The sequence below is a fragment of the Rhizobium sp. No.120 genome (genome assembly GCF_054558365.1).
Window position 1 is genome coordinate 1,007,415 of record NZ_BAAJNQ010000001.1, and the last position, 23,878, is coordinate 1,031,292.

At 59.5% G+C, this 23,878-nt stretch carries 25 protein-coding genes; 11 read left to right on the forward strand and 14 right to left on the reverse strand.

Going from position 1 to position 23,878, the window contains the following annotated elements; all coding sequences use genetic code 11:
• Nucleotides 1-7: 7 nt before the first annotated feature.
• Nucleotides 8-967, forward strand: coding sequence for a threonine ammonia-lyase (locus tag ACYJRZ_RS04995; RefSeq protein WP_459456647.1), 960 nt, complete (start codon nucleotides 8-10; stop codon nucleotides 965-967).
• A 64-nt stretch (nucleotides 968-1,031) separates the two neighbouring features.
• On the opposite strand, the gene ACYJRZ_RS05000 is transcribed toward ACYJRZ_RS04995, so the two are convergent.
• From ACYJRZ_RS05000 to ACYJRZ_RS05020, 5 genes are all read right to left on the reverse strand, one after another.
• Nucleotides 1,032-1,439 carry a hypothetical protein gene (locus ACYJRZ_RS05000; RefSeq protein ID WP_459456649.1) on the reverse strand — a complete coding sequence of 136 codons (408 nt, stop codon included), beginning with the start codon at nucleotides 1,437-1,439 and terminating at the stop codon, nucleotides 1,032-1,034.
• A gap of 111 nt (nucleotides 1,440-1,550) precedes the next feature.
• Nucleotides 1,551-2,222, reverse strand: coding sequence for a phosphoribosylformylglycinamidine synthase subunit PurQ (gene purQ / locus ACYJRZ_RS05005; protein ID WP_459456651.1), 672 nt, complete (start codon nucleotides 2,220-2,222; stop codon nucleotides 1,551-1,553).
• 102 nt (nucleotides 2,223-2,324) lie between these two features.
• A complete protein-coding gene (gene purS, locus ACYJRZ_RS05010) occupies nucleotides 2,325-2,567 on the reverse strand; it encodes a phosphoribosylformylglycinamidine synthase subunit PurS (RefSeq protein ID WP_069613006.1) in 243 nt (80 codons plus the stop codon).
• A gap of 17 nt (nucleotides 2,568-2,584) precedes the next feature.
• Nucleotides 2,585-3,349, reverse strand: a complete 765-nt coding sequence (gene purC, locus ACYJRZ_RS05015) for a phosphoribosylaminoimidazolesuccinocarboxamide synthase (protein WP_069613005.1) — start codon at nucleotides 3,347-3,349, stop codon at nucleotides 2,585-2,587.
• 265 nt (nucleotides 3,350-3,614) lie between these two features.
• Complete coding sequence (locus ACYJRZ_RS05020) at nucleotides 3,615-4,169, reverse strand: RBBP9/YdeN family alpha/beta hydrolase (RefSeq protein WP_092716524.1); 555 nt, start codon at nucleotides 4,167-4,169, stop codon at nucleotides 3,615-3,617.
• A 168-nt stretch (nucleotides 4,170-4,337) separates the two neighbouring features.
• On the opposite strand from ACYJRZ_RS05020, the gene ACYJRZ_RS05025 reads away from it, so the two are divergent.
• Together ACYJRZ_RS05025 and ACYJRZ_RS05030 are read left to right on the forward strand one after the other, a co-directional pair.
• Nucleotides 4,338-5,138, forward strand: a complete 801-nt coding sequence (locus ACYJRZ_RS05025; RefSeq protein ID WP_459456655.1) for a DUF2189 domain-containing protein — start codon at nucleotides 4,338-4,340, stop codon at nucleotides 5,136-5,138.
• A gap of 86 nt (nucleotides 5,139-5,224) precedes the next feature.
• Complete coding sequence (locus ACYJRZ_RS05030) at nucleotides 5,225-5,740, forward strand: low affinity iron permease family protein (RefSeq protein WP_459456957.1); 516 nt, start codon at nucleotides 5,225-5,227, stop codon at nucleotides 5,738-5,740.
• Here the strand turns inward: ACYJRZ_RS05030 and purB are convergent.
• The 4 genes from purB to ACYJRZ_RS05050 form a co-directional block, all read right to left on the reverse strand.
• Complete coding sequence (gene purB, locus ACYJRZ_RS05035; RefSeq protein WP_092716414.1) at nucleotides 5,721-7,022, reverse strand: adenylosuccinate lyase; 1,302 nt, start codon at nucleotides 7,020-7,022, stop codon at nucleotides 5,721-5,723. The genes ACYJRZ_RS05030 and purB overlap by 20 nt on opposite strands.
• Nucleotides 7,023-7,124: 102 nt before the next feature.
• Nucleotides 7,125-7,616, reverse strand: coding sequence for a hypothetical protein (locus ACYJRZ_RS05040; protein WP_459456959.1), 492 nt, complete (start codon nucleotides 7,614-7,616; stop codon nucleotides 7,125-7,127).
• Between the two features lie 16 nt (nucleotides 7,617-7,632).
• Nucleotides 7,633-8,319 carry a ribulose-phosphate 3-epimerase gene (gene rpe / locus ACYJRZ_RS05045; RefSeq protein ID WP_459456657.1) on the reverse strand — a complete coding sequence of 229 codons (687 nt, stop codon included), beginning with the start codon at nucleotides 8,317-8,319 and terminating at the stop codon, nucleotides 7,633-7,635.
• 81 nt (nucleotides 8,320-8,400) lie between these two features.
• Nucleotides 8,401-9,480 carry an ABC transporter substrate-binding protein gene (locus ACYJRZ_RS05050; RefSeq protein ID WP_459456659.1) on the reverse strand — a complete coding sequence of 360 codons (1,080 nt, stop codon included), beginning with the start codon at nucleotides 9,478-9,480 and terminating at the stop codon, nucleotides 8,401-8,403.
• Nucleotides 9,481-9,648: 168 nt separating this feature from the next.
• Here ACYJRZ_RS05050 and ACYJRZ_RS05055 point away from each other — a divergent pair, with 168 nt between their 5' ends.
• Genes ACYJRZ_RS05055 through ACYJRZ_RS05085 form a run of 7 tightly spaced genes read left to right on the forward strand, consistent with a single transcriptional unit; the run spans nucleotide 9,649 to nucleotide 15,342 of the window.
• Nucleotides 9,649-10,143: a flavin reductase family protein gene (locus ACYJRZ_RS05055; protein WP_459456661.1), complete on the forward strand. Its 495-nt coding sequence runs from the start codon at nucleotides 9,649-9,651 to the stop codon at nucleotides 10,141-10,143.
• A 19-nt stretch (nucleotides 10,144-10,162) separates the two neighbouring features.
• A complete protein-coding gene (locus ACYJRZ_RS05060; RefSeq protein WP_459456663.1) occupies nucleotides 10,163-11,092 on the forward strand; it encodes an AAA family ATPase in 930 nt (309 codons plus the stop codon).
• Between the two features lie 3 nt (nucleotides 11,093-11,095).
• Nucleotides 11,096-12,343 carry a vWA domain-containing protein gene (locus ACYJRZ_RS05065; RefSeq protein WP_459456665.1) on the forward strand — a complete coding sequence of 416 codons (1,248 nt, stop codon included), beginning with the start codon at nucleotides 11,096-11,098 and terminating at the stop codon, nucleotides 12,341-12,343.
• 7 nt (nucleotides 12,344-12,350) lie between these two features.
• A complete protein-coding gene (locus ACYJRZ_RS05070; RefSeq protein ID WP_047633158.1) occupies nucleotides 12,351-12,680 on the forward strand; it encodes an XdhC family protein in 330 nt (109 codons plus the stop codon).
• Nucleotides 12,680-13,387 carry an XdhC family protein gene (locus ACYJRZ_RS05075; protein ID WP_459456667.1) on the forward strand — a complete coding sequence of 236 codons (708 nt, stop codon included), beginning with the start codon at nucleotides 12,680-12,682 and terminating at the stop codon, nucleotides 13,385-13,387. Before ACYJRZ_RS05070 ends, ACYJRZ_RS05075 begins: the two co-directional genes overlap by 1 nt.
• On the forward strand, nucleotides 13,384-15,018 hold the full coding sequence (locus ACYJRZ_RS05080; protein WP_459456669.1) for an NTP transferase domain-containing protein: 1,635 nt from the start codon (nucleotides 13,384-13,386) through the stop codon (nucleotides 15,016-15,018). The genes ACYJRZ_RS05075 and ACYJRZ_RS05080 overlap by 4 nt, the downstream gene beginning before the upstream one ends.
• A 3-nt stretch (nucleotides 15,019-15,021) precedes the next feature.
• On the forward strand, nucleotides 15,022-15,342 hold the full coding sequence (locus tag ACYJRZ_RS05085) for a TfoX/Sxy family protein (protein ID WP_112334760.1): 321 nt from the start codon (nucleotides 15,022-15,024) through the stop codon (nucleotides 15,340-15,342).
• A gap of 3 nt (nucleotides 15,343-15,345) precedes the next feature.
• Here ACYJRZ_RS05085 and ACYJRZ_RS05090 read toward each other — a convergent pair whose 3' ends face one another.
• The 5 genes from ACYJRZ_RS05090 to ACYJRZ_RS05110 form a co-directional block, all read right to left on the reverse strand.
• On the reverse strand, nucleotides 15,346-15,768 hold the full coding sequence (locus ACYJRZ_RS05090) for an NUDIX domain-containing protein (protein WP_459456961.1): 423 nt from the start codon (nucleotides 15,766-15,768) through the stop codon (nucleotides 15,346-15,348).
• 68 nt (nucleotides 15,769-15,836) lie between these two features.
• Nucleotides 15,837-17,357 carry a DEAD/DEAH box helicase gene (locus ACYJRZ_RS05095; protein ID WP_459456672.1) on the reverse strand — a complete coding sequence of 507 codons (1,521 nt, stop codon included), beginning with the start codon at nucleotides 17,355-17,357 and terminating at the stop codon, nucleotides 15,837-15,839.
• Between the two features lie 197 nt (nucleotides 17,358-17,554).
• Nucleotides 17,555-18,871 (reverse strand): M23 family metallopeptidase, encoded by a 1,317-nt coding sequence (locus tag ACYJRZ_RS05100; RefSeq protein ID WP_459456674.1) that lies wholly within the window; start codon nucleotides 18,869-18,871, stop codon nucleotides 17,555-17,557.
• Nucleotides 18,872-18,986: 115 nt separating this feature from the next.
• Nucleotides 18,987-19,817, reverse strand: a complete 831-nt coding sequence (locus ACYJRZ_RS05105) for a ferritin-like domain-containing protein (RefSeq protein ID WP_459456675.1) — start codon at nucleotides 19,815-19,817, stop codon at nucleotides 18,987-18,989.
• A 4-nt stretch (nucleotides 19,818-19,821) separates the two neighbouring features.
• Entirely contained in the window at nucleotides 19,822-20,304 is a 483-nt protein-coding gene (locus tag ACYJRZ_RS05110; RefSeq protein ID WP_459456677.1) for a peroxiredoxin, read from the reverse strand.
• 128 nt (nucleotides 20,305-20,432) lie between these two features.
• Here ACYJRZ_RS05110 and ACYJRZ_RS05115 point away from each other — a divergent pair, with 128 nt between their 5' ends.
• Nucleotides 20,433-23,852 carry a YhdP family protein gene (locus ACYJRZ_RS05115; protein WP_459456679.1) on the forward strand — a complete coding sequence of 1,140 codons (3,420 nt, stop codon included), beginning with the start codon at nucleotides 20,433-20,435 and terminating at the stop codon, nucleotides 23,850-23,852.
• Nucleotides 23,853-23,878 lie beyond the last annotated feature (26 nt).

Genomic DNA, 23,878 nt, shown 5'->3' on the forward strand with positions numbered 1-23,878 from the left:
GGCTCATATGCGCTTGGATATCGATCGGATCGAAGCCGCTGCCACGACCATACACAAGGTCTTTCGCCATACACCACAATATGTCTGTGAAAGTTTGAGCCGGGCGCTGGGTTGCCGGGTCGTTCTGAAGATCGAAACGATGAATCCTGTGCGCTGCTTCAAGGGGCGTGGCACTGAGATGGTTTTGGCGAGACTCCAGTCACAGGGTGACAAGAAATCGGTTGTCTGTGCCAGCGCGGGCAATCTGGGCCAGGCACTTGCCTATGGCGGCCGGCTGAGAAACTTTGATGTCATGGTTACGGCGTCCGTCGCTGCCAATGCCATCAAAGTCGAAAAGATGCGGCTATTCGGAGCAAGAGTGGTGTTGGTCGAAGGGGAAATCGAAGCCGCGCTGCAGGCAGCCTCCGATCTCGCCGAGGAAACGGGTGCCTTCCTCGTGGAGGACAGCAAGAATCTCGATACTTGTGAAGGTGCCGCGACAATCGGGCTCGAGCTTTCCGAATTTCCCCAAGCGCTGGACACCGTCTTGGTTTCTCTAGGGGCCGGGGCAATGGCGACGGGTATCGGCTATGCTCTGAAGTGCCGGCGGCCGAATGTGGAGATCATCACAGTCCAGCCCCGAAATGCACCGGCTATGACTCTTTCCTTCAAGGCCGGGCGGATCGTGGAAGCGGGCACGCCGAACACCATTGCCGACGGTGTGGCCGGGCGCTATGTGATCCCGGAAGTTCTTGATGATCTATTGGTCGTCGCCGACGACGCTCTTTTGGTCGGTGAGGATACCATCAAGGAGGGAATGCGACTCCTATATCTGCATTCCGGACTTATCGTGGAGCCTGCCGCCGCCCTTGGCGTTGCCGCCATTCTTGAGAATCCACAGCGTTTCGCCGGCAAGACCGTGGCAACCGTTCTCTGCGGCGGCAATGTCGAACCGAAAGCGTTCGAAGCGTGGATTAGGAAACCCTAAAGGCGGGCTTCTTTTAAGTTGCGCGAGCCTGTTCGCTGGCAACAGAACCGCGACGGAGAAACGGTTATTGGCAACCCTTGGTGCCACCAGCCCAGCGATTGACGTCGCCCGTAATGCGGCCGCCGGAAGCGCCTGACATCATCGGACCGAAGGCCTGTAACTGCGCAGGATTGCCTTCCGCCTGCACAACGAGCGACGGCCGGCCGGTGGGATGTTTCTTGTCGACCACGAGGATGCGCGGGCGACCGGTGTAGGAATTGAGCTCCGGAGAGAGTTGATAACCGGCAAAGGCCGGGTCCGAGGATTTGAACCAGCAGGCGCTGGCATTGAGCATGACGCGCTCCATCGTCGACAAGGCGCTGTGATCGGTCGCCGTGATGGCCGGCGGGCGCGGGCCGCAAGAGGTAACCAACAGCCCAAGCATCGCGATGGCGGCAGCGGAATAAAGTCCTGTCAGGAGGCGAGGGCGCATCAATTTCTTTCCAATGAGGCGATTTAGGGCTGGTCTGCAGGGTCGCATTCCAGTGCTCTGCTGTTCGATCCTAAAACGCCGATTTTATGGTTCTAATAGCGGACTGGTCTATCAGGCCGCGATCACGCCGAGTGCGGATGCGAACAGACCGCGCCCATCGCTGCCGCCATGGGCCGCCTCAATCAGGTTTTCCGGATGCGGCATCATGCCCAGCACATTGCCCTTGGTATTGATCACGCCGGCAATGTCGTTGACGGAACCGTTCGGGTTGGTACCTTCGGCATAGCGGAAGACCACCTGGCCATTGCCTTCGATCGCCTTCAGCGTCTCGGCATCGGCAAAATAGTTGCCGTCGTGATGGGCGACCGGGCTGCGGATGATTTGGCCCTTGGCATAGGCAGTCGTGAAGTCCGTCTCGGCATTGACGACTTCCAATTTCACTTCACGGCAGACGAATTTCAGCGAGGCGTTGCGCATCAATGCGCCCGGCAGCATGCCGGCTTCGAGCAAGATTTGGAAACCGTTGCAAACGCCCAAGACCTTCACGCCCTGGTCGGCCTTGTCCTTGATTGCTTGCATGATCGGCATGCGGGCAGCGATCGCGCCGCAGCGCAGATAATCGCCATAAGAGAAGCCGCCGGGAATGACGATCAGGTCGACATCCGGGATCTCGGTCTCCGTCTGCCAGACCGTTACGGGCGCGTGGCCGGAAATCTTGGTCAGCGCCGCGATCATGTCGCGATCGCGATTGAGGCCGGGGAGTTGGACGACTGCTGATTTCATGGTGCTGGTCCCGCAAGAGGCTAGGGATGATCGCTGAAAGCGCTTTCAGAGCCATACTCTATTGCCTGAGACAAAGGAAGGAGGGCTCGCGAAAGAGGACAATCAGTCGATCGAAATGCTGAAGTTCTCGATGACCGTATTGGCGAGAAGCTTTTCGCACATGGCCTTGAGATCGGCTTCTGCCTTGTTCTTGTCGGTGCCTTCAAGCTCGAGATCGAAGACCTTGCCCTGGCGGACCTGATGGACGCCGTCAAAGCCGAGTGCGCCGAGCGCGCCTTCGATTGCCTTGCCTTGCGGATCGAGAACGCCGTTCTTCAGCGTGACGGTTACACGAGCCTTGATCACGATTGTCCTTTCTGAACTTACTTGACGAGAACCGGGCCCGTGCCGCGCACGGGTTCGTTTTCATTGATGATGCCGAGGCGGCGAGCCACTTCGGAATAGGCTTCGAGCAGGCCACCCATGTCGCGACGGAAGCGGTCCTTGTCCATCTTTTCCCGGGTTTCGATATCCCAGAGACGGCAAGAGTCCGGCGAGATTTCGTCGGCGAGGATGATGCGCATCATGTCGCCTTCGAACAGGCGGCCGCATTCGATCTTGAAATCGACGAGTTGGATGCCGACGCCGAGGAAGAGGCCAGTCATGAAGTCGTTGACTCGGATGGCGAGCGCCATGATGTCGTCCAGCTCGGCCGGATTGGCCCAGCCGAAGGCGGTGATATGCTCTTCGGAAACCATAGGGTCTTCGAGCGCGTCGGACTTGTAATAAAACTCGATGATCGAACGCGGCAGAACCACGCCTTCCTCGATGCCGAGGCGCTTGGCGAGCGAGCCGGCGGCAACGTTGCGCACGACGATCTCAAGCGGAATCATCTCCACTTCCTTGATCAGCTGCTCGCGCATGTTGAGGCGGCGGATGAAATGGGTGGGAATGCCGATCTTGTTCAGATGGCTGAAGATATACTCGCAGATGCGATTGTTCAGAACGCCCTTGCCATCGATGACTTCGTGCTTCTTCTTGTTGAAGGCGGTGGCGTCGTCCTTGAAGAACTGGATCAGCGTGCCCGGCTCAGGTCCCTCGTATAGGATCTTGGCCTTGCCCTCGTAAATACGGCGGCGACGGTTCATTGGTATTGTTCTCTGTCTTTGGCGCTCATGGGACAGCGCAAGTGGATCGTATGTGGGCGTCCCCATAACGGATAAGAAGCGAATTCACAATCCGCCTGCGCCTCCTTCCTCGGAATTCCGGCCTTGGCGGGGTGCCAATGCCAGATTCGGGTCCAGTCATGACCTGTTTTACAGGCTTTTATCTGTCGATGGAATGAAGGTGCCAGGTACTTCACAGGCTGGTGAGGCGAGGCATACCTCCATCCATCATCGTTTATGAATAATACTACGGCTTCAGCTGGCTGAGAAACTTCGAAAAGACCATAGTGCCCTCCGGCCAGGGACCATGACCGGATTCGGTATTGATATGGCCCGATTCGCCGGCATCGATCAGCAGCGAGCCCCAGCTGTTGGCAATATCATCGGCATGCTCATAGGTGCCGAAAGGATCGTTGCGGCTGGCGATAGTGATGGACGGGAACGGCAGGGGATCGCGCGGGTAGGGACCGAAGGTCATCAGATGCTTTGGCCGAATGCCGGGGTTGGCGACATCCGGAGGCGCGACCAGAAAGGCGCCGGCGACCTTGTTGCGGAAATGCGGTATCGCATGGATCACCGAGGGAACGCCGAGCGAATGCGCGACCAGGACCACGGGCTTGTCCGAGGCATTCACTTCTTCAGCAATGCGGGCCACCCAATCGTCGCGCACAGGCTTCGACCATTCCGCCTGTTCCACGCGCCGTGCGGTCGAGAGCTTCTGCTCCCAGCGCGTCTGCCAGTGGTCGGGGCCGGAATTCGTATAGCCGGGGATGATGAGAATGTTTGCGTCGGAGGCTTTCATGATTTCGCCGATTTGGAAAAGGGGAGCCCAACTGTCAAGGGAAAAGGCGACAATTGCGGCAAAATTTGATAGGATTGCTGCTGCCGGTAGCGAATGACGATGTCGGCGCCCCGTTTGCCGCCATCTCGTACCGCCAGCCGAGCACCACGGTTGAGGAGGAGAAGCATTATGACGGCCTTTCACGTCATGGCTGGAGCAGACCACACTTTCACGCGCCCCGCCATCCGTAAGATCGCTATCGCCGACCTCGTCGATGCCCTGAAGATGGGGCTGGACGATTTCAGCGAAAAGCCATCGCATTATGTCTTCCTGTGCCTGCTGTATCCGATTGCAGGCATCGCGCTGGCGATCTGGAGCACCGACCAGAATCTACTGCCATTGCTGTTTCCGCTGATGTCCGGCTTCGCTCTGCTGGGGCCTTTGGCTGCAATCGGTCTCTACGAGATCAGTAGGCGGCGGGAAAAGGGGCTGGATACGTCATGGAGCCATGCGTTCGACGTGCGCTTCTCGTCGGCCTTGCCGTCGATCATCGTTGCCGGCCTCATGCTGTTCGGCCTGTTCATTGTCTGGCTCTTCGTGGCGCGGAATATCTATTTCATCTACTTTGGCGATGGTGTCCCTCCGACGCTTTTATCTTTCGTCTCGAGCGTGCTGACGACCCGGGAAGGCATGGCGATGATGCTTTGGGGCGATTTGATCGGCTTCGTCTTTGCGCTCGTGGCCCTGGCGACGACCGTCGTTACGTTCCAGCTGCTGCTGGATCGTGACGTCGGTGTCGTCGCCGCGATCGACGCGAGTATCCGGGCGACGCTGACCAATCCGGTGCCGATCGCGGTCTGGGGGCTGATCGTCGCGGCGCTGCTCGTTGTCGGCACCATCCCGATCTTTGCCGGGCTGGCAGTCGTCATGCCGATCCTAGGCCATGCCTCCTGGCATCTCTACCGCAAGCTGATCGTAGCTGAAGGTTAGGACGACAGGCTCAGGCGGCAGGCCGCTATTGTTGGAACCGCGGCGCGGTTTTTGACGTTGATCCGCGTCACAAGGAGATGCGGATCATGGCGTGGCTTACCCATATTTTCACCCGTTTCGCAGTCGTGGTTTCGGAATGGACTGGCAAGCCGGTCATTTTCGTGCTGGCGCTGCTTTCGGTGGTTGTTTGGGGAGCCACCGGGCCGATCTTCGGTTATTCCGACACGTGGCAACTGGTCATCAACACCAGCACGACGATCGTCACCTTCCTGATGGTTTTTCTGCTTCAGAACGCGCAGACGCGCGATACGCGTGCCATTCAGGCCAAGCTCAACGAACTGATCCTGACGAGCGCGGCCGAGAACCGCTTTATCGGAATCGAGAATCTTGATGAAGAGGATCTGAAACACCTCGACCGGCTGGTCGAAAAGGCGGCAAAGCGCGACCATGGACAGCATCAAGGCACGGCTGGCGAGAGTGTCGAGGATGATCGCGTTATCGCCACCGAATCCACCAATAAAAGAAAGAGGCGGCGCGTTAACCGCACCGCCCCAAGTAAAGCAAAATCAGAGACGGGAAACCCTAGCCGAAAACCCGCTTGAAGATCGTGTCGACATGCTTGGTATGATAGCCAAGGTCGAATTTTTCGCGGATATCTGCTTCCGAAAGGGCGGCGCGCACTTCCTGATCGGCCAGCAGCTCCTCAAGGAAGTCCTTGCCTTCTTCCCAAACCTTCATGGCGTTGCGCTGGACGAGGCGATAGGAATCCTCGCGGGAGACGCCGGCCTGGGTCAGTGCCAGCAGCACGCGCTGTGAATGAACAAGCCCGCGGAACTTGTTCAAATTCTTCATCATATTGTCCGGGTAGACGAGAAGCTTGTCGATGACGCTGGTGATGCGGGCCAGCGCGAAATCGAGCGTGACGGTCGCGTCAGGGCCGATCATGCGTTCGACGGAGGAGTGCGAGATATCGCGCTCGTGCCAAAGGGCGACGTTCTCCATCGCCGGAATGGAATATGAGCGGACCATACGGGCGAGGCCCGTCAGGTTTTCCGTCAGCACCGGATTGCGCTTATGCGGCATGGCCGACGAACCCTTCTGGCCCGGCGAGAAATATTCTTCTGCTTCCAGAACTTCGGTGCGCTGCAGATGGCGGATTTCGGTGGCGAGACGCTCGATCGAGGAAGCGACGACACCAAGCGTGGCGAAGAACATCGCATGGCGATCGCGCGGGATGACCTGGGTGGAGACCGGTTCCGGCTTCAGGCCGAGGGCGGCTGCGACATGCTCCTCGACGCGGGGATCGATGTTGGCGAAGGTGCCGACGGCGCCGGAGATGGCGCAGGTGGCGACTTCCTCGCGAGCCGCGATCAGGCGCTGCTTGCAACGCTCGAATTCGGCATAGGCAAGGGCCAGCTTGACGCCGAACGTGGTGGGCTCGGCGTGGATGCCATGCGAACGGCCGATGGTGACGGTGTCCTTATGCTCGAAGGCGCGGCGCTTCAGGGCTTCGAGCAACTTGTCGATATCGGCGATGAGCAGGTCGCTGGCGCGCACGAGTTGAACATTGAAGCAGGTATCGAGCACGTCCGAGGAGGTCATGCCCTGATGCACGAAGCGAGCGTCCGGTCCGACGATTTCGGCCAGATGCGTCAGGAAGGCGATGACATCGTGCTTGGTGACGGCCTCGATCTCGTCGATGCGTGCGACGTCGAAAGTGGCCTTGCCACCCTTTTCCCAGATCGTATCCGCTGCAGACTTCGGAATGACGCCGAGCGCGGCCAGCGCGTCACAGGCATGGGCCTCGATCTCGAACCAGATACGGAACTTGGTTTCGGGAGACCAGATGGCGACCATTTCCGGTCGGGAGTAGCGCGGGATCATAGGCTCAAGGCTTTCTTGGCTGACGGAAAAGGAAAACTCGGCGCCCCCATAACAAAGACGGGCGGCAATCACAATGTTTCATGGGCACAATGTTTCAGCGCCTCAATCTCCCTGGCGCGCAAGATATGCCGAAACAACGATCAGGCATAGCAGGCCGAACGGCAAAAACAGGGTAAGGCCGAGGACGGCGAACTGGTAGACGGCGCTGGCGCTGGTGAACAGGAACTGGAATATCCAGATAAGCGAACCGAATGGCGCATGCCAGCGCGAATAGAACCAGCGATAGTCCATGGCGAAGAGGAAGGCCGTCATGGCCACAGTGCCGATGGAGAGGGCCAGAAAGAAGGCGGCAAAGCGCGCGCCGGTGGGCCGCCGGCGCGTAAAGCGTCGGATAAGCGGTATGAGAGCTGGCCAGGAGAGGGCAGCGCCGAAGAAATAGATGAACGTCAGGGCGGAGAAATGGTTGGTCAGGAGGCCGTTGCGCAAATATAGAGCGGCAAGTACCGAGACGACCATGGCCGCGCCCCAGCCGATTGCGCCGGCGAAAATTTCCAGGCAATGCGAGGCGACGGTCCGTGTTCGGCCCGTCGCGATAATGACATCGGTCGGATTAGTTTGATCCAACGCGGCCTCGTTCGGCGGCGGCCCGGAGATCGCCGACCGTCTGACGATAGGCGTCGACCGATTCACCCTTGAAGATCGCCGAACCGGCAACGAGGACATTGGCGCCGGACGCCGCGATGAGCGGAGCAGTCTCGACGGAGACGCCGCCATCGACTTCCAGTTCGATCGAGCGGTCACCGATCAGGGACTTGGCATTGCGGATTTTATCAGCCATGGCCGGAATGAACTTCTGGCCACCGAAGCCCGGATTGACCGACATGATCAAAATCAGGTCGATATCATCGAGCACGTTTTCCAGCACGGAAAGTGGCGTTGCCGGGTTGAGGGTGACGCCGACCTTCTTGCCGAGATGGCGGATCGTCTGCAGCGAACGATGCAGATGCACGCCGGCTTCGGCATGAACGGTGATGCGGTCGCAGCCGGCCTTGGCGAAGGCTTCCAGATAGGGATCGGCCGGCGAAATCATCAGGTGGCAGTCGAAGGTCGCGGTCGTATAGGGGCGCAGTGCCTTGATGACATCGGCGCCAAAGGAGATGTTCGGCACAAAATGGCCGTCCATGACGTCGAGATGGATCCAGTCGGCACCGGCTTCGGTCACATCCTTGACTTCCTGCCCGAGCTTGGCGAAGTCGGCGGCGAGAATGGAAGGGGCAATACGGATCGGCAAGGTCATGGGTAGCTGAGCTCCAACTGGTTATTTCGCGCCTGGATTACCACCGCTATCGCGGGCAAACAACCGCCAGAACGGCTTGTCTCAGTTCAAGGGCATCACCGGCACGAAGGCATTGCCGCGCCATTCCAGCAGGCGATAGGGATTTTCGGTCAATTCGTGCTTCTGTCCGAACGAGATCGGGCCGATCGTTGTTTGGAAAACCGTTCCGACGAGCTTTTCGGCGATGGGCTTATTCTCCGCCTTGGCGCTGTCGGCTGCCTGGCTGGCGATCTGAGCCGCCGCTGCGGCCGGCAGGGTATATCCGTCAGGTTCGATACCGCCCGCGCGCATCGCCTGTACAGTGGGCTGGGCTACCGGCAGACTGGCATAGTCGGGTAGCGCGATTGTCTGTACACCTTCGAGCAAGGGAATGGGCTGATCTGCGGCGCGCATGGCATCACCGCCCATCAGGACCAGCGGGATGTTCTCGCTCTTGGCGTCGCGGGCAATCACGGCGACATCGCCGCGGTCGCCGCCGACGAAGACGCGTGTTGCGCCTGCCTTCTTCAGTCGTCGCACGAGGGCGATCTGTTGATCCTGGCCGGGACGGTACGTATCGGTGAAAACAGGCTTCAGCCCCTTTTCCTCCAGTGCGTTGCGGATAGCGCCGACCAGTTCGCGGCCGTGTATCGTGCCGTCATCGATCAGCGCCATCGGTTCTGCGGCCCAGTTTTTCAAGATGGTATCGATCGCTACGGCCGCCTCGGCGCTATCGACCGGCGCGAGGCGAAAGAGCGGCCAGCTATTCTTCAGCGCGTCTTCCATGAGGATGCGGGAGCGCACCGAAACGGTGATGACGGGAATGCCGGCATCCTTGAGGCGCGGCAGCGCGCCCTCGAGGGTCTCCGTGCAGAGAAAGCCGATTGCGACCTGTGCTTTGGCGGCCACCAGCGCTTCAGCGGCAGCTCGGCCGCCATCCTCCGTGCAGGGCTCGTTGACGACAGTCGCCGCATCCTTTTGGGTTTGGATCTGGAAATTGGCGCCGGCGATGATTTGTGCGCCTAGCGTGGCGAAATTACCGTCCTGCGGGGCCACTACGCCAATGTGAATCCCTGCGGCATAGCTGCTGCCGGCTGCCGAAAGCAGCGCAAGCAGGAGCGGAAGGCAACGCAGAACGTTCATCGATGGAGTATCCCAGACAATTTTCCTGCCCTATTTATCCGTCTGCAGGGCATCGTCAAAGAAAAAGCAGCAAAATCGCTCTGTTTTCACTAATCCTCTTGTAGAAAAGCTAACACCTGACCGTCATATTCAATGATAAGCAAGCACGACTCAATAAAGGAGACGGTGGTGCTAGACAGGCAACGTATGGACCCGGCGCTTTATCGCGATGCCATGAGCCGCTATGCGGGGCATGTGCAGCTGGTGACGACGGCGCTCGGCGCGGAGCGGCGCGGCGTGACGATCACAGCCGCGTGTTCGGTCTCGGATAGCCCGGCGACGGTTCTGATCTGCCTCAACAACAGCAACGCCAAGAACGAAATCTTTTTTAAAAGCGGCATCTTCGCCCTGAATTCGCTCGGCGCGGATCACCAAGCCTTGGCCGATGCCTTTTCCGGCAAGACACAGCTGACCGTCGACGAACGCTTCGCTACCGGCAAGTTCGAGACGCTGGCGACGGGGGCGCCCGTGCTTGCCGATGCTCTTGCCGCCTTCGATTGCCGCGTGATCGAGATCAAGGAGGCCTCGACGCACAACGTCATCTTTGGCGAAGTGATGGCCATACGCTACAGCGAACCAAAGCCGGCATTGCTCTATATGAACCGGGGCTATCACGCGCTATAACCCCTGCAAGGGAGTTATCATGGCGGATCAGATTTTACCTTCGTTGCCGGGTTCGATCGATGAGACGATGGCGTTGCTCGGTGCCCATGACTATCTGGCCGGACGCGCGCTCGGCACCGTTCTGTTTCTTGCATTGAAAATGAAGCGGCCGCTCTTTCTCGAGGGCGAGGCTGGTGTCGGCAAGACAGAGATCGCCAAAGTCTTGGCGAAGGCGCTCGACCGGCCGCTGATCCGCCTCCAATGCTATGAAGGTCTGGATGTTTCCTCGGCCGTCTACGAATGGAACTATCCGGCACAGATGCTGGAAATCCGCCTCGCGGAAGCATCCGGCCTCACCGACCGCGACCGTATCGAGGCCGATATCTTTTCCGAACGCTATCTGATCCGCCGGCCTGTGCTGCAGGCCCTGTCCGGTGTCGGCGGGCGTGCACCTGTCTTCCTGATCGACGAACTGGATCGCACCGACGAGGCTTTCGAAGCATTCCTGCTGGAAGTGCTGTCCGATTTTCAGGTGACGGTGCCGGAGCTTGGCACGATCCGCGCGGCGGAGCCTCCGATCGTCATCATCACCACCAACCGCACGCGCGAAGTTCATGACGCTCTAAAGCGGCGCTGTCTCTATCATTGGGTCGATTATCCTGAGGCTGAGCAGGAGCTTGAAATCATCCGCCGCAAGGTGCCGGGCTGCAACGAAGCGCTGTCGCGCCAAATTGTCGCCTACGTCCAGAAGCTGCGTACGCTCGACCTCTTCAAGAATCCAGGCGTTGCTGAGACGATCGACTGGGCGACCGCTTTAACGGAACTCGATCGGCTGGCTCTCGATCCGGAGACGGTTTCGGATACGCTCGGCACCATGCTGAAATATCAGGATGATATCGCCCGTATTCAGGGCGCCGAAGGCAAGCGTGTGTTGGACGAAGTCAAATCCGAACTGCTGGCGGCAGGATGAGCCATGGAGCCGGGTGCGCAGGATGGCATCGTCGTTGCGCCGTCACCGCCCGGTGATGGGCGCCTCGCTGACAATATCGTGCTATTCGGTCGGGTGCTCCGCAAGGCCGGCCTGAAGATCGGTCCTGGGGCGATTGCTGACGCCATAGAAGCGGTCGAGGCCATCGGGATCGGTTCGCGCGAGGAATTTCATGCTGCCCTCTGTTCCGTCTTCGTCAAGCGGCATGAGGATCTTGCCGTCTTCGGCGAGGCGTTCCGGCTGTTCTGGCGCTCGCGCGATCTCGTTGCGAAAATGATCGCGATGATGTCGCCGGTCGCGCCTGACAATCGAGAGAAGGAAAAGCCGAAGCCGGGCGAGAGCAGGGTAAGCGATGCGTTATTGAGCGATCGGACTGACCGGAGCCCGCAGCGCGAGACTCCCGATATCGAGATAGATTCGCGATTTACCAGCTCCGGCAGCGAGGTTCTGCGCCATCTGGATTTCGCGCAGATGTCGGCCGCGGAGATTACCGTTGCCAAGAAGGAGCTGGGGAAGCTGCAATTGCCGCTGGACCGCGTGCGCACACGCCGTTTCGCATCGTCACGCACGGCGGCTAAGGTCGATCCGCGCGCAACAATGCGCGCGGCTCTGCGGACAGGTGGAGCGTTGATCCTGCCGCGATTTCGACGGCCTAGGGAAATTCAGCCGCCGCTGGTCGTGCTCGCCGATATCTCCGGTTCGATGAGTCAGTACACGCGTATCTTCCTGCATTTCCTGCATGTGCTGACCGAACGGCGGCGACGCGTGCATACGTTTCTGTTCGGAACGCGCCTGACCAATGTCACCAGAGCGATGCGCCACAAGGACCCGGATCAGGCGCTGGACGAATGCGCGGTGGCGGTGCGCGACTGGTCGGGTGGAACGCGGATCGGCGAGACGCTGAAAGAGTTCAATAGACTATGGGCGCGCCGGGTGTTGGGACAGGGCGCGATCGTACTCTTGATCACCGACGGGCTGGAGCGCGAAGGCGTGGAATTGCTAAGCGAAGAGATGGATCGCCTGCACCGCTCCTGCCGGCGGTTGATTTGGCTCAATCCACTGTTGCGCTTCGAAGGGTTTGAGGCGCGCGCCCGCGGCGTAAAAGCAATGCTCCCCCATGTTGACGAATTCCGTCCCGTTCACAATCTATTATCTCTAGCCGATCTCGTATCGGCTCTCACCGCCGGCCGCGCGGATAATTATGATCCCAGGCGGTTTCTCGGCAAGCAATGAGGCTCAGATGTCAGATATATCCGAAAGTCTGGATCCGCTTGTGATTGCGGAGGAATGGGTGTCGGCAGGCCGCAATGTGGCCATGGCGACCGTTGTCGATACCTGGGGTTCGGCGCCACGCCCGTCCGGTAGTCATCTGGTTATCGACGGTGAAGGCAATTTTCATGGGTCGGTTTCCGGCGGCTGCGTCGAAGGCGCTGTCATCACCGAGGCGCTTGATGTCATCGAGACCGGCAAGTCGCGTATGCTGGAATTCGGCGTCGCCGATGAGACCGCGTGGCGGGTCGGCCTCTCCTGCGGCGGCCGCATCCGCGTCTATGTCGAAAGGCTCGCCTGATGGACCGGCAGATACTGGCGCGGCTGAACGAAATGCGGCGCAGGCGGCATGCGGCGATCCTTGTCACCGATCTCTCCGGAGGCCCGGATCGGCTCATCGTTGAAGGTGATGTGCTGGAAGGCGCTCTCGCCGATGCCGCGGCATCGGCATTCCGTTCGGGCAAGTCAACAGCTCTCGAGGTGGACGGACAGAGCCTGTTCTTCAACGTGCATCTGCCGCCGCCGCGCATCGTCATCATCGGTGCCGTGCATATCAGCCAGGTTCTGGCGCGAATGGCGGCCCTCGCGGATTTCGACGTGACGATCATCGATCCCCGCACTGCCTTCGCAACGCCAGAGCGCTTCGAAGGCATCGACCTGATCGCCGACTGGCCAGTCGATGCGCTAAAAGAGCGACCGCTCGACAGCTATATGGCGCTGGTCGCCGTGACCCATGATCCCAAGATCGATGACGAGCCGATTATTCAGGCGCTGAAAACCGGCTGTTTTTATGTGGGCGCGCTCGGCAGCCGCAAGACGCATACCAGCCGCCTGGAACGTCTGAAGCGCGAGGGTGTGGATGAGGCGGAGCTTGCCCGGATCCACGCGCCGATCGGGCTTCCCATTGGTGCCGCAAGCCCAGCCGAGATCGCAGTCGCCATTCTGGCCGAGATCATCGGCTCCCTTCGCGGTCGAGATGTCTCATCGCCAAAGGGTGTCGCGCCATGATCTTCGGTGAGTTCCCGACGGCGGAGGCGGAGGGCGCGGTTCTCGCGCATTCCGTTCGACTGTCTGACGGCAGCTTTTCCAAGGGGCATAAGCTCACCGGCGAAGACATCGAGCGACTGGCTGCGGCCGGGATCGAGCACATTATTGCCGCGCGCATCGAACCGGGCGACCTTTTGGAAAACGAAGCGGCCGAGCAGCTGGCGCGGGCCATCGCCCCAGATCATCTGACTTTCTCAAAGGCAGCAACAGGACGGGTGAATGTTTACAGTGCTGTCGACGGTCTGTTCGTTGCGGATCGCATGGCAGTCGATCGGATCAACGGTCTCGACCCGGCGATCACCCTTGCCTGTCTTGCAGACCATGTACCTGTGCGAGCAGGCGACATGGTCGCGACTATTAAGATCATTCCGCTCGCCGTTTCCGGAGCCAAAATCGCCACAGGTGTCGAAATTCTGCGGCGGATGCCGGTTTTCGAAGTCAAGCCCTTCATGCCGCATGCCGTTTCGCTTGTTGCTACGGAGCTGCCGTCGCTGAAAGCCTCGGTCATGGATAAGACGACACGAATACTGTCGCAGCGGCTGCAGCCTTCGGGCAGCGTGCTGCAACGGGAAGAGCGGGTTGCCCATAGAGCAGCCGATGTCGCCGATGCGATCCGTCGCGGCCTTGCTGCGTCGGACCCACTGCCGAAGCTTATGATCGTATTCGGCGCTTCGGCCGTCATCGATGCCGACGACGTGATACCAGAGGCGATCCGGCTTGCCGGCGGCGAGGTCATTCAGGTCGGGATGCCTGTCGACCCGGGGAATTTGCTGGTGCTTGGAAGGGTGGGCGATGTTCATGTCGTGGGGGCGCCGGGATGCGCGCGCAGCCCGAAAGAGAATGGATTCGACTGGGTGCTGGATCGCATATTAGCCGGCGAACGGCCGACGCCGCAGGATATCACCGGCATGGGCGTTGGCGGATTGCTCATGGAAATACAATCGCGACCGCGACCGCGCGACATCGCCGCCAAGCCGGCGTCGGAGATATCGGTCGCCATCGTCCTGTTGGCTGCGGGAAAGGCGAGCCGCATGGGCGAGGGCGGTGCGCACAAGCTTCTAGCGGAATTCGATGGCATACCGCTGGTGCGTCGTTCGGCTTTAACGGCCCTTGCCAGTGGCGCATCCGACGTCGTCGCGGTCACCGGGCATCGTCGGGATGACATTGAAGCAGCATTGCATGGGCTTGCGGTCGAGCCTGTCTTCAATCCGGATTATGCCTCCGGTATGGCCAGCTCGCTGGTCGCGGGCGTCGGCACGCGCGCGGTTCAAAAGGCCGATGGCGTAGTTGTTATGCTGGCCGATATGCCCGGACTCACCGGCAACGATCTGAGAACTTTGATATCAGCCTTCCTTGGAGCGAACGGCCAGGCGATCGTGCGGGCGGTATCGGGCGGCAAGCGTGGCAATCCGGTTATCCTACCACGATCGGTGTTGAACGCGGTAATGCGACTTGAAGGCGATGTGGGGGCGAGGCATATCATCGAGACATCGGGCCTCCCGGTCATTGATGTCGAGATCGGCGAGGCGGCACATCTCGATGTCGATACGCCCGAGGCCGTTGTCGCGGCCGGTGGGATTTTGAAGGGGTAGGGAATGGACAATATCGATATCGAGGAGATGTTTCAGTCGCTTGGGCCGATCACCATCAAACGGATGTTCGGCGGCAAGGGCATCTACCATATGGGGCGGATATTGGCGCTGGAAGTGGGCGACGAAATCCTTCTGAAGGCGGATGATACCAGTGCTTCCGAATTCGAAGCGGCAGGCGCTCGGCGCTGGGCTTACGAGGGCAAGAAAGGCAAGGCCGTCAACATGCCCTATTGGTCGATACCCGACGATGCGTTCGACGATCCGGATGAAATGGCGCGTTGGGTGCGGCTTGCCTATGAGGCCGCGCTTCGCTCGGAGAAGTAGGTCTCAGCGAAAGTTTTCTTTGCTCAAATGGGCAATGGTTGCCTTGGCGAACTCGGAAAGCGGAGCCGGCAATTCGTTTCGGCCAAACCAGCCGAAATCGGAGAGCTTATCCGGTTCCATCAGCCGTGGTTCGCCGGAAAAGTCGCTGCAGATATAGATGAGGGAGATCCAGTGCTGCCGATCGGCCGCGACAATGACTTCCTCAGTGCAGAGATAATCGATTTCACCGATGGAGAGGCCGCTTTCCTCTTCGGCTTCGCGAACGGCGGCGCTGGCCGCCGGCTCCATATGATCCACCTTGCCGCCGACGATACTCCAGCATCCGGCTTCCGGCGCCTTGAGGCGTCGGTAGAGCAATAGCTTGCCGTCCCGCAAGATTGCGAGACCGGTTCCCAGTCCTGGGAAATCGATGCCGGGCTTGCCCAATATTTCAGATCCCGAAGTTGGACGCAGCATCTGGCTGGCCGATTCGCTGCGTATCTGAACTGGATATATCAGGCCTTGGCGTTCGCCACGATGAGCATGAAAGCGGGAATATCGTCGCCAAAGCCAACCGGAGTCGGGCCATCATCCTGATCGCGATAACGGTTGCGGCGCTCGCGATGATCGTCATTGGCAGCGGGGAAGGGCCGGTGGCTGTTGCGAGAACCGTTATGGGACCTGTTATTGTTGTTCTCAGACTTGCGCTCGTTCTTCACGCTTTCGGCCTTTGCTGGTGCTGCTTCGATCGCTACGACGTCATTATCCTCGACGTCGATATCAGATTTATGACTCGGGGCGTTGCGGCCTCCACGGCTGCGATCCCGATCGCGGCCCTTGCCCTTCTGGTCACGACGGCGGGACGGGCGATTGTCGTCACCGCTCTCGTCAGCGGGCGGCAGAGCCGAAAGATCGCCGTTCAGCCACTGGACATCTTCGCCGATCAGCTTCTCGATGGCGTCGACATGCTTGGTGTCGCGCTTCGTCACGATAGTGAATGCAGCGCCGGAACGACCGGCGCGACCGGTGCGGCCGATACGATGGACATAGTCTTCCGAATGGATCGGAACATCGAAATTGAAGACGTGACCGACATCGGGAAGATCGAGACCCCGAGCTGCGACGTCGGAGGCGACGAGAAGCTGGATCTGTCCGTCACGGAAGTTCTGCAACATCGTCGTGCGCGAGCGTTGGTCCATGTCGCCATGCAACGCACCGACAGAAAAGCCATGGCGTTCGAGCGAGCGGAAGAGATCGGCCACATCCTTCTTGCGATTGCAGAAGATGATCGCGTTCTTCAGATCCGTCTGGGCGCGGATAAGATCGCGCAGCGTGGCGCGCTTCTCGTAATCCTTGCCATGCGAGGCAACGAAGCGCTGCGTCACGGTCTTGGCCGTCGATGCCGGCTTGGCGACTTCGACACGTTCCGGGTTCTGCAGGAAGCGGTCGGCCAGCTTCTGGATTTCCGGCGGCATGGTTGCCGAGAAGAACAGCGTCTGGCGCGTAAACGGGATCAGCTTGGCGATGCGCTCGATATCCGGGATGAAGCCCATGTCGAGCATGCGATCGGCTTCGTCGATCACGAAGATCTCGACGGCGCTCATCAGCAGCTTGCCTCGTTCGAAATGATCCAGCAGGCGGCCGGGCGTGCAGATCAGCACATCGGCGCCACGCTCGAGCTTACGGTCCTGCTCTTCGAAGGAAACGCCGCCGATCAGAAGGGCAATGTTCAGGCGGTGGTTCTTGCCGTATTTTTCGAAGTTTTCGGCGACCTGCGCTGCGAGTTCCCGCGTCGGCTCCAGAATGAGCGTGCGCGGCATACGAGCGCGAGCGCGTCCCTTTTCGAGCAGCGTCAGCATCGGCAGCACGAAGGATGCGGTCTTGCCGGTCCCTGTCTGGGCAATGCCGCAGATGTCGCGGCGCTGAAGCGCAAAGGGAATTGCACCGGCCTGGATAGGAGTCGGTGTGGTGTAGCCCGCGTCAGTCACCGCGGAAAGGACTTTTTGGCTCAGGCCAAGGTCAGCAAATGTTGTCAAAGGGAAATCTAATTCCGTCTTGGTTCAGTCGAACACCATGAGTCGACACACAGGAGCGTGCCGCAATGCAGCGCGACATAGAACCAAATACCCGTGAAGTCAAGGAAAGCAGGCGCTTCAACAGCCTCGAAGTTCATTCATAACGCAATTTTTGGATTAGTGCCATCTTTGTTGCGCGTTTGTCACAATTCCGGCAGCTAAATTGCGCCCAATCCGCTGATGTAACTTGCGAGTTTCGCGCCGGCACCGATGAAATACATCGGGTCTATGGCGCGTCCGTTTTCGCGCACTTCATAATGTAGATGTGTTCCTGTGGAGCGCCCAGTACTGCCGGCAAGACCGATCGCATCGCCGGCGCCGACCTTGTCGCCGACTTTGACGAGCACCTGTTCCATATGCCCGTAGCGGGTGGAGATGCCGTCGCCGTGGTCGATCTCCACCATGTTGCCGTAGCCACCGGTCCATCCAGCCGAAACCACTTTGCCGGGAGCGGTCGCCTTGATCTTCTCACCGGGACTGAAATGGAAATCCGTGCCAGTGTGAAGTGCCAGCGTGCCGAAGAAGGGATCCTTGCGATTGCCAAAAGGACTGGTGACGAGCTTGCCCGGCGCCGGGTTACGGAAGGGTAGGCTTTCGGCCGCCCCCCGAACGGTTTCCAGATATGTCAGGGCGGTGTCGAGTTCCGCCATAGATCGTTCGAACTGGTCGACATTTTCCGGAGGTGCGTAGGGACCGCCCACACCGTCATCCGCATCGTCACGCGCAATGCCGGCGACCTCGTTCGGCACTTTGATGCCGACATTCTGCATGATCGATTGGATTGAGGTGGCAGTTTCCGACGCATCGGCGGTGAGATTGTGGATGCGGGACAACTGATCCTGTTCGATATGCTTCAGCGACAGCGTCACCTTTGAGAAGACCCGATCGGCACGGTCGGCAACGGTTTCGGGGGCAGGGACGTAGGCAAGCGTTGAGTTGTCGGGTGTCGCATCAGCCGGCTTGCCGCTCATGAGAAGCTTTTCGATTGCCTTGGGTGACGTCAGCTGGGCATGTTCATTCTTTGGCGCGGCAGCGTCGGCGTCGGAATGCGCGCCCTTTCCGGCCAGCCCGGAGTTCTCTGCTCTATCGAGCAGGGTGCTCAGCTTGCCGTTGCGTGAGGAGAGTTGCTGTTGCTGTTCGATCAACTTGTCGACCTTCTCCTCCACGACCTGCTGATCCAGGAGCTGACGGGAGGTGACGCGATCGACCTGAGCCCGCAGCGCGGCGATACGGTCCTCGTAGTCATATTGCATGCGCGCCTGGCGGGCCATCGTCGCGCCGATCAGATCGTCGCGCAGGACGAGGTAGGACGTGGCAAGGAGATAGCCGATCGAAAAAAATCCGACCATGCAGACGGCAATTGCCGCCATCCATGGACGTACCGTCATATGGCGCACCGTATCGCCGCTGGCGAGTATGATGGTGTGATGTCGCCGCTGTTTGCCGAAAACCCGGTTGTGAGGCTTTGCTGTCACCGAGAATCTCCCAATCGGTGCGTATTCGCACCCAGAGGAAGTACACGGCATTATGGTTAATGAATGCTTTCTATTGCAGTATTAGATGCCGGAAAAACCGCTTATTATTAGTATATCAGGCGCTGCTTGTAGATGTCAGGGAACGGTAGAAGGATGGCGTCAGCCCGGCTTCCGCCCGCGCGATGTCATTGAACGGCGCCTTCAGCGAACCCCGGAAATTGGCGCGCACCAGCTCCTGAAACGTGCGGGCCGGATCGCGCTGTTCCCGCGCGCACAGGAAGCGGAACCATTTGGCGCCGACAGCGACGTGGCCTTTCTCGTCATTATAGATGACATCTAGGATAGCGGCGCTTTCCAGGTCGCCCGTTTCGCGCATTTTGGCCTGCAGCGCCGGCGTGACGTCAAGGCCCCTGGCTTCGAGAATCAGTGGTACCACGGCCAAGCGGGCTGTGAGATCGGTGCGAGTGGCGTGGGCAGCCTGCCACAGGCCGTCATGGGCGGGCAGGTCACCATAATCTGCGCCAAGTTCGCGCAGGCGCGCGCGCACCATGCGAAAATGCTTGGCCTCTTCGAAGGCCACTTGCATCCAACCGTCGAAGAAGGAATTGGGGACCGGTCCCGTCGCAAACCGCGCGACAATATCGAGCGCCAGATCGACGGCATTCAGTTCGATATGGGCAATGGCATGAAGGAGCGCGATGCGGCCTTTCAGCGTATGCAGCGAGCGCTTCTCCATGTTTTTTGGCGGCACCAGCTCCGGCTTTTCCGGCCGGCCTGGCCGATCGGCGAGCGGCGGGTCGAGCGGCGAACGCAGCGACAGGGTACGGGCGAACCAACGTGTCGCCGATTCCTGGGCAAGCTCCGTCTTACGATCGAGATCGGCCGAACGGATCGCGGCGATGGCACCACCGCGCAGCGACGTGATGGTTTCGGGACTGGCGGACATGCCGTCAGAGTTCCCTGGCTGCGGCCAGGACGGCTTCAGCGTGTCCGGCGACCTTGACCTTGTCCCATATTGCAGCGATGCGCCCATCGGTACCGATCAAGAACGTCGAGCGCACCACGCCCATATAGGTCCGGCCATACATGCTTTTTTCCCGCCAGACGCCGTAGGCCATCGCCATGGTCTTTTCCTCGTCGGAGGCGAGTGGAACGGAAAGCGAATGCTTCTTGACGAATTTGTCATGGCTTTTCACGCAATCCGGAGAGACGCCGAGTAGGGCGACGCCGAGCTTTGCGAAATCGGCTGACAGTGCCGTGAAGGTAATCGATTCCGTCGTGCAGGCGGTCGTATCATCCTTGGGATAGAAGTAGATCACCAACGGCTTGCCGCCAAAATCGGCAAGGCGAACGCGGTCGCCGCCATCGCGCGGAAGATCGAAATCCGGTGCCTTATCGCCAATGCTCAGTTGAATCGGTAAAACTTCCGCCACGGGAAAACCTTTCTTTTGCCGGTTTTTTAGATGACACTTGAGGGAAGGCATATATACTGCTCGCGTGTGCCGTCCAATGGGACGCAGCGTCACCAACAAAATTGTATAAGCGAAAGGCACGCGCAGGAGTGATCCGAGGCGAAAAGGTAACATTCCGCAAAAAGGATCTCGTGTCGCTCGACCATCTGCCGTCTGCTCAGGTCGAAGATCCGTTGATTGTGCACGTGCCTGAGCGCCGTCGCCGTAACCGTTCGCATGTTTGGCATGTCTGCCGCATGACGTTGGTTTTCTTTGCCTTTCTCGCGATCATTCTCGGTGCGGTCATAGCGACCATCGAAAGCGGCATCTTCGATGCGCCGCTGTCTCAGAAGGCGCAAACCGCCCTCGATCAAGCCATCGGCCCGCGTTACAAAGCAGAAGTGGGCTCGACCGTGGTCCGGTTTACCTCCGACCTGCGGCTGGCGCTCGAGGCACGCGACGTCAATGTCGTTGACCAGGAGAGCGGCAAGCATCTGTCGACGATGTCGGCCGTCAACATGGAGCTGGATCCCTTGGCCCTCATCGAAGGTCGAGTGGAAGTGGCAAGTGTGGCGGCTGAGGGGATCGCGCTCGATGCTTCGCTGCTGCCGCAAGGCGACCCGGTGGATTTGACCACCTTGCGCGTCGATGCCTTGCCCAAGGCCTTGAATGCGGCTTTCGACAATCTCGATTTCCTCGAACGTTTCGTCCAGCGCGGCGGAACGAATTCCGTGCGCATTTCCGGCTTCTCCATGAAGCTGGCGCGGCAGGAAGGCGAGCCGATCTCTCTTGTCGTCGACAATCTGACCTTTGAGCGCACTGCGCCGAATTCTTTGCATCTCTATGGCCAGGTGGCGCTCAATGGTTCGGTGGCACTTCTTGATGTGCGGGCGGATCAAAAGGAAGCCGGTCGCAGCTCTTCGCTCGCAGCCAGGATATCCAATCTGGACCTCAAGCCGCTCACCATGGCCTATGACCCGAATGGTACGCCGCGACAGGGTTTCACGACCTTTGGAGATGTGACGCTTTCGGCCGTCAAAGGGGAGGCTGGTGTAGATCCGAAGCTGAGTGCCACCATCAACGTCCAGCCCGGCGTCCTCTATATGGATCATGATCCGCAGGAGCTGACGGGCGCCAATATCAACCTGGCCTACAACTTCGATCACCAGACCCTGGAAATTGCTCCGTCCAACGCTCAGTTCCTTAGGACGATCGTGCCGTTCTCCGGCGCGCTGATCGATCTCGACCGCGTCGACGCCAATGCAGGCAGTGGATTTGGCATCGATTTCGTGATCAAGGATGGGGTCGCCGCCTCGTCTCTGTCAGGGGAGAAGCCCATCAGCTTCGATGGTCGCGCTACCGGCCGGTTCTTTTCCGCCACCAAGGAATTCCAGTTCGACAATCTCGGCATATCGACGCCGCAGGGCGCGCTTTTCGGCTCACTGCATATGAAGCTCGGCGATAGTTCGCCGGAGATCAGTTTCGGCGGCCGTGCGGATAAGCTCGACACGTCTGTTGTCAAGCAGTTATGGCCCTTCTGGATGGCTTCCAAACCTCGAACCTGGGTCGAGGGCAATCTCTTCGGGGGATCAGTCACCAACGCCGTCATATCCGTTTTCATTCCGGCTGGCCGGCTTCGGGAAGCGTCACAGACCGGCAGGCTGCAGCTTGGCAAGAACGAGCTGCATATCGCCTTCGACATCGATGGCGCGCGAATGAATGTTCCGGGCGAAATCCCGCCATTGCGCGATACCAAAGCCCATTTCGATCTGACAGGTCCGAATATGCTCGTCGATATAGCCTCGGCGACGTCCTACTTCTCGACCGGGCGCACGATCACACTGAGCGACAGCAGCTTCTCGATCCCTGCGACCTACGACAAGCCGCTGATGGCCGATCTCGATTTGACGATTTCAGGCTCCGGCGACGCTATCGGTGAACTTCTGACCTACAAGCCTCTGGAGGTCCTGCAGCGGACCGAATTCAAGCCGGAGGATTTCAACGGCAAGATCGTCGCCAAGGTCGATGCCAGGATCGGGCTGATCAGGGATCAGCAGCCGCCTCCGCCGGAGTGGCAGGCGACGCTCAATCTCGATAATGTCGATCTGTTGAAGCCTATGAACAATCGCAAGATCGACAATCTGACCGGCGTGATTTCGGCCGATCCGCAATCCGTGCATCTGCAGGCCCAGGCCCAGATCGACAGCATTCCTGCCCAGATCGACATGGTCGAGCCGACAGACAGCAAATCGACCGTCAAGCGCGCCCGCGTGATCACGGCAACGCTGACCGATGCGCAACGCAACACCGTTCTGCCTGGACTTCGCGATATGATCGACGGGCCGGTCAAAGTGGAGTTGACGCGCATTGATGACGATCGCCAGGGCGTAAAGGTCGATCTCGGCAAGGCTGCTCTGACCGTTCCTTGGATCGGTTGGTCGAAGGGCAGCGGCATAGCAGCGACTGCGCAGTTCGAAGCGTCCGGTCCGGACAACCAGACGGCGCTCAAGAATTTCACACTGAAAGGCGATGGCTTCGGCGCCAGCGGCGATCTTCTGATCAGCAAAGGGAGCCTTACCTCGGCCAGCTTTACCAGCGTGAAGCTTTCGGCGCTCGATGATTTCGCGCTCTCGCTGAAGCGGAGCAAAAGCGGCGGCTATGACGTCGCCGTGTCAGGGAGTTCCGCTGACATAAGACCGATCCTCGCGCGCCTAAAAGCATCTACTTCGGGCGGACAGCAGAGTTCAAACGGGGATGGCTCGGCGAGCGCCACCGTTCGCGCCAATCTCGACAAGGTCATCGGCTTCAATGACGAGACGATCGGCAATGTCAAAGGCGTTTATTCGATCTCCGGCGGCAAGACGACAGCTGCGGATTTTTCAGGATTGACGCGTAGCGGTGAAGCGCTCGTCACCCAGATGAGCAAAGGAGCCAACGGCGTCATCCGTATCACGAGCGGCGACGCGGGGGCCGTTGCGCGCTTCACCGACCTTTACAAGCATTTGCAGGGCGGGCTGCTCAATCTGTCGCTGCGTTCTATCGGCCAGGATGACTGGGACGGCTCGCTCGATATCCGCAACTTCTCCATCATCGACGACAAGAAACTCTCGACCATCGTCTCGACCCCAAGCGGAAAGAACGGCAAGAGCCTGAATTCGGCTGTGAAACAGAATATCGATACGCGTTCGCAGAGCTTCGAGCGGGGCTTTGCGCGGCTGGTGATGCGCGATGGTGTGCTCTCCGTCGAAAACGGTGTGGTGCGCGGCGTTCAGGTCGGGGCGACGTTCCAGGGCGTGCTGAAGGATGCCGACGGCAAGATGGATATGACGGGAACCTTCATGCCTGCCTACGGCCTGAACCGGCTGTTTGCGGAAGTTCCGATCGTCGGTTTCATCCTTGGCAATGGCAGCGACCGCGGCCTGATCGGCATTACCTTCAGGCTGACGGGTACGCTGGAGAAATCGAACCTACAGATCAATCCCCTCTCGATTATCGCGCCGGGTGTTTTCAGGCAGATATTTGAATTTTGAATATCGAGGCGACGTATACCGAGGTA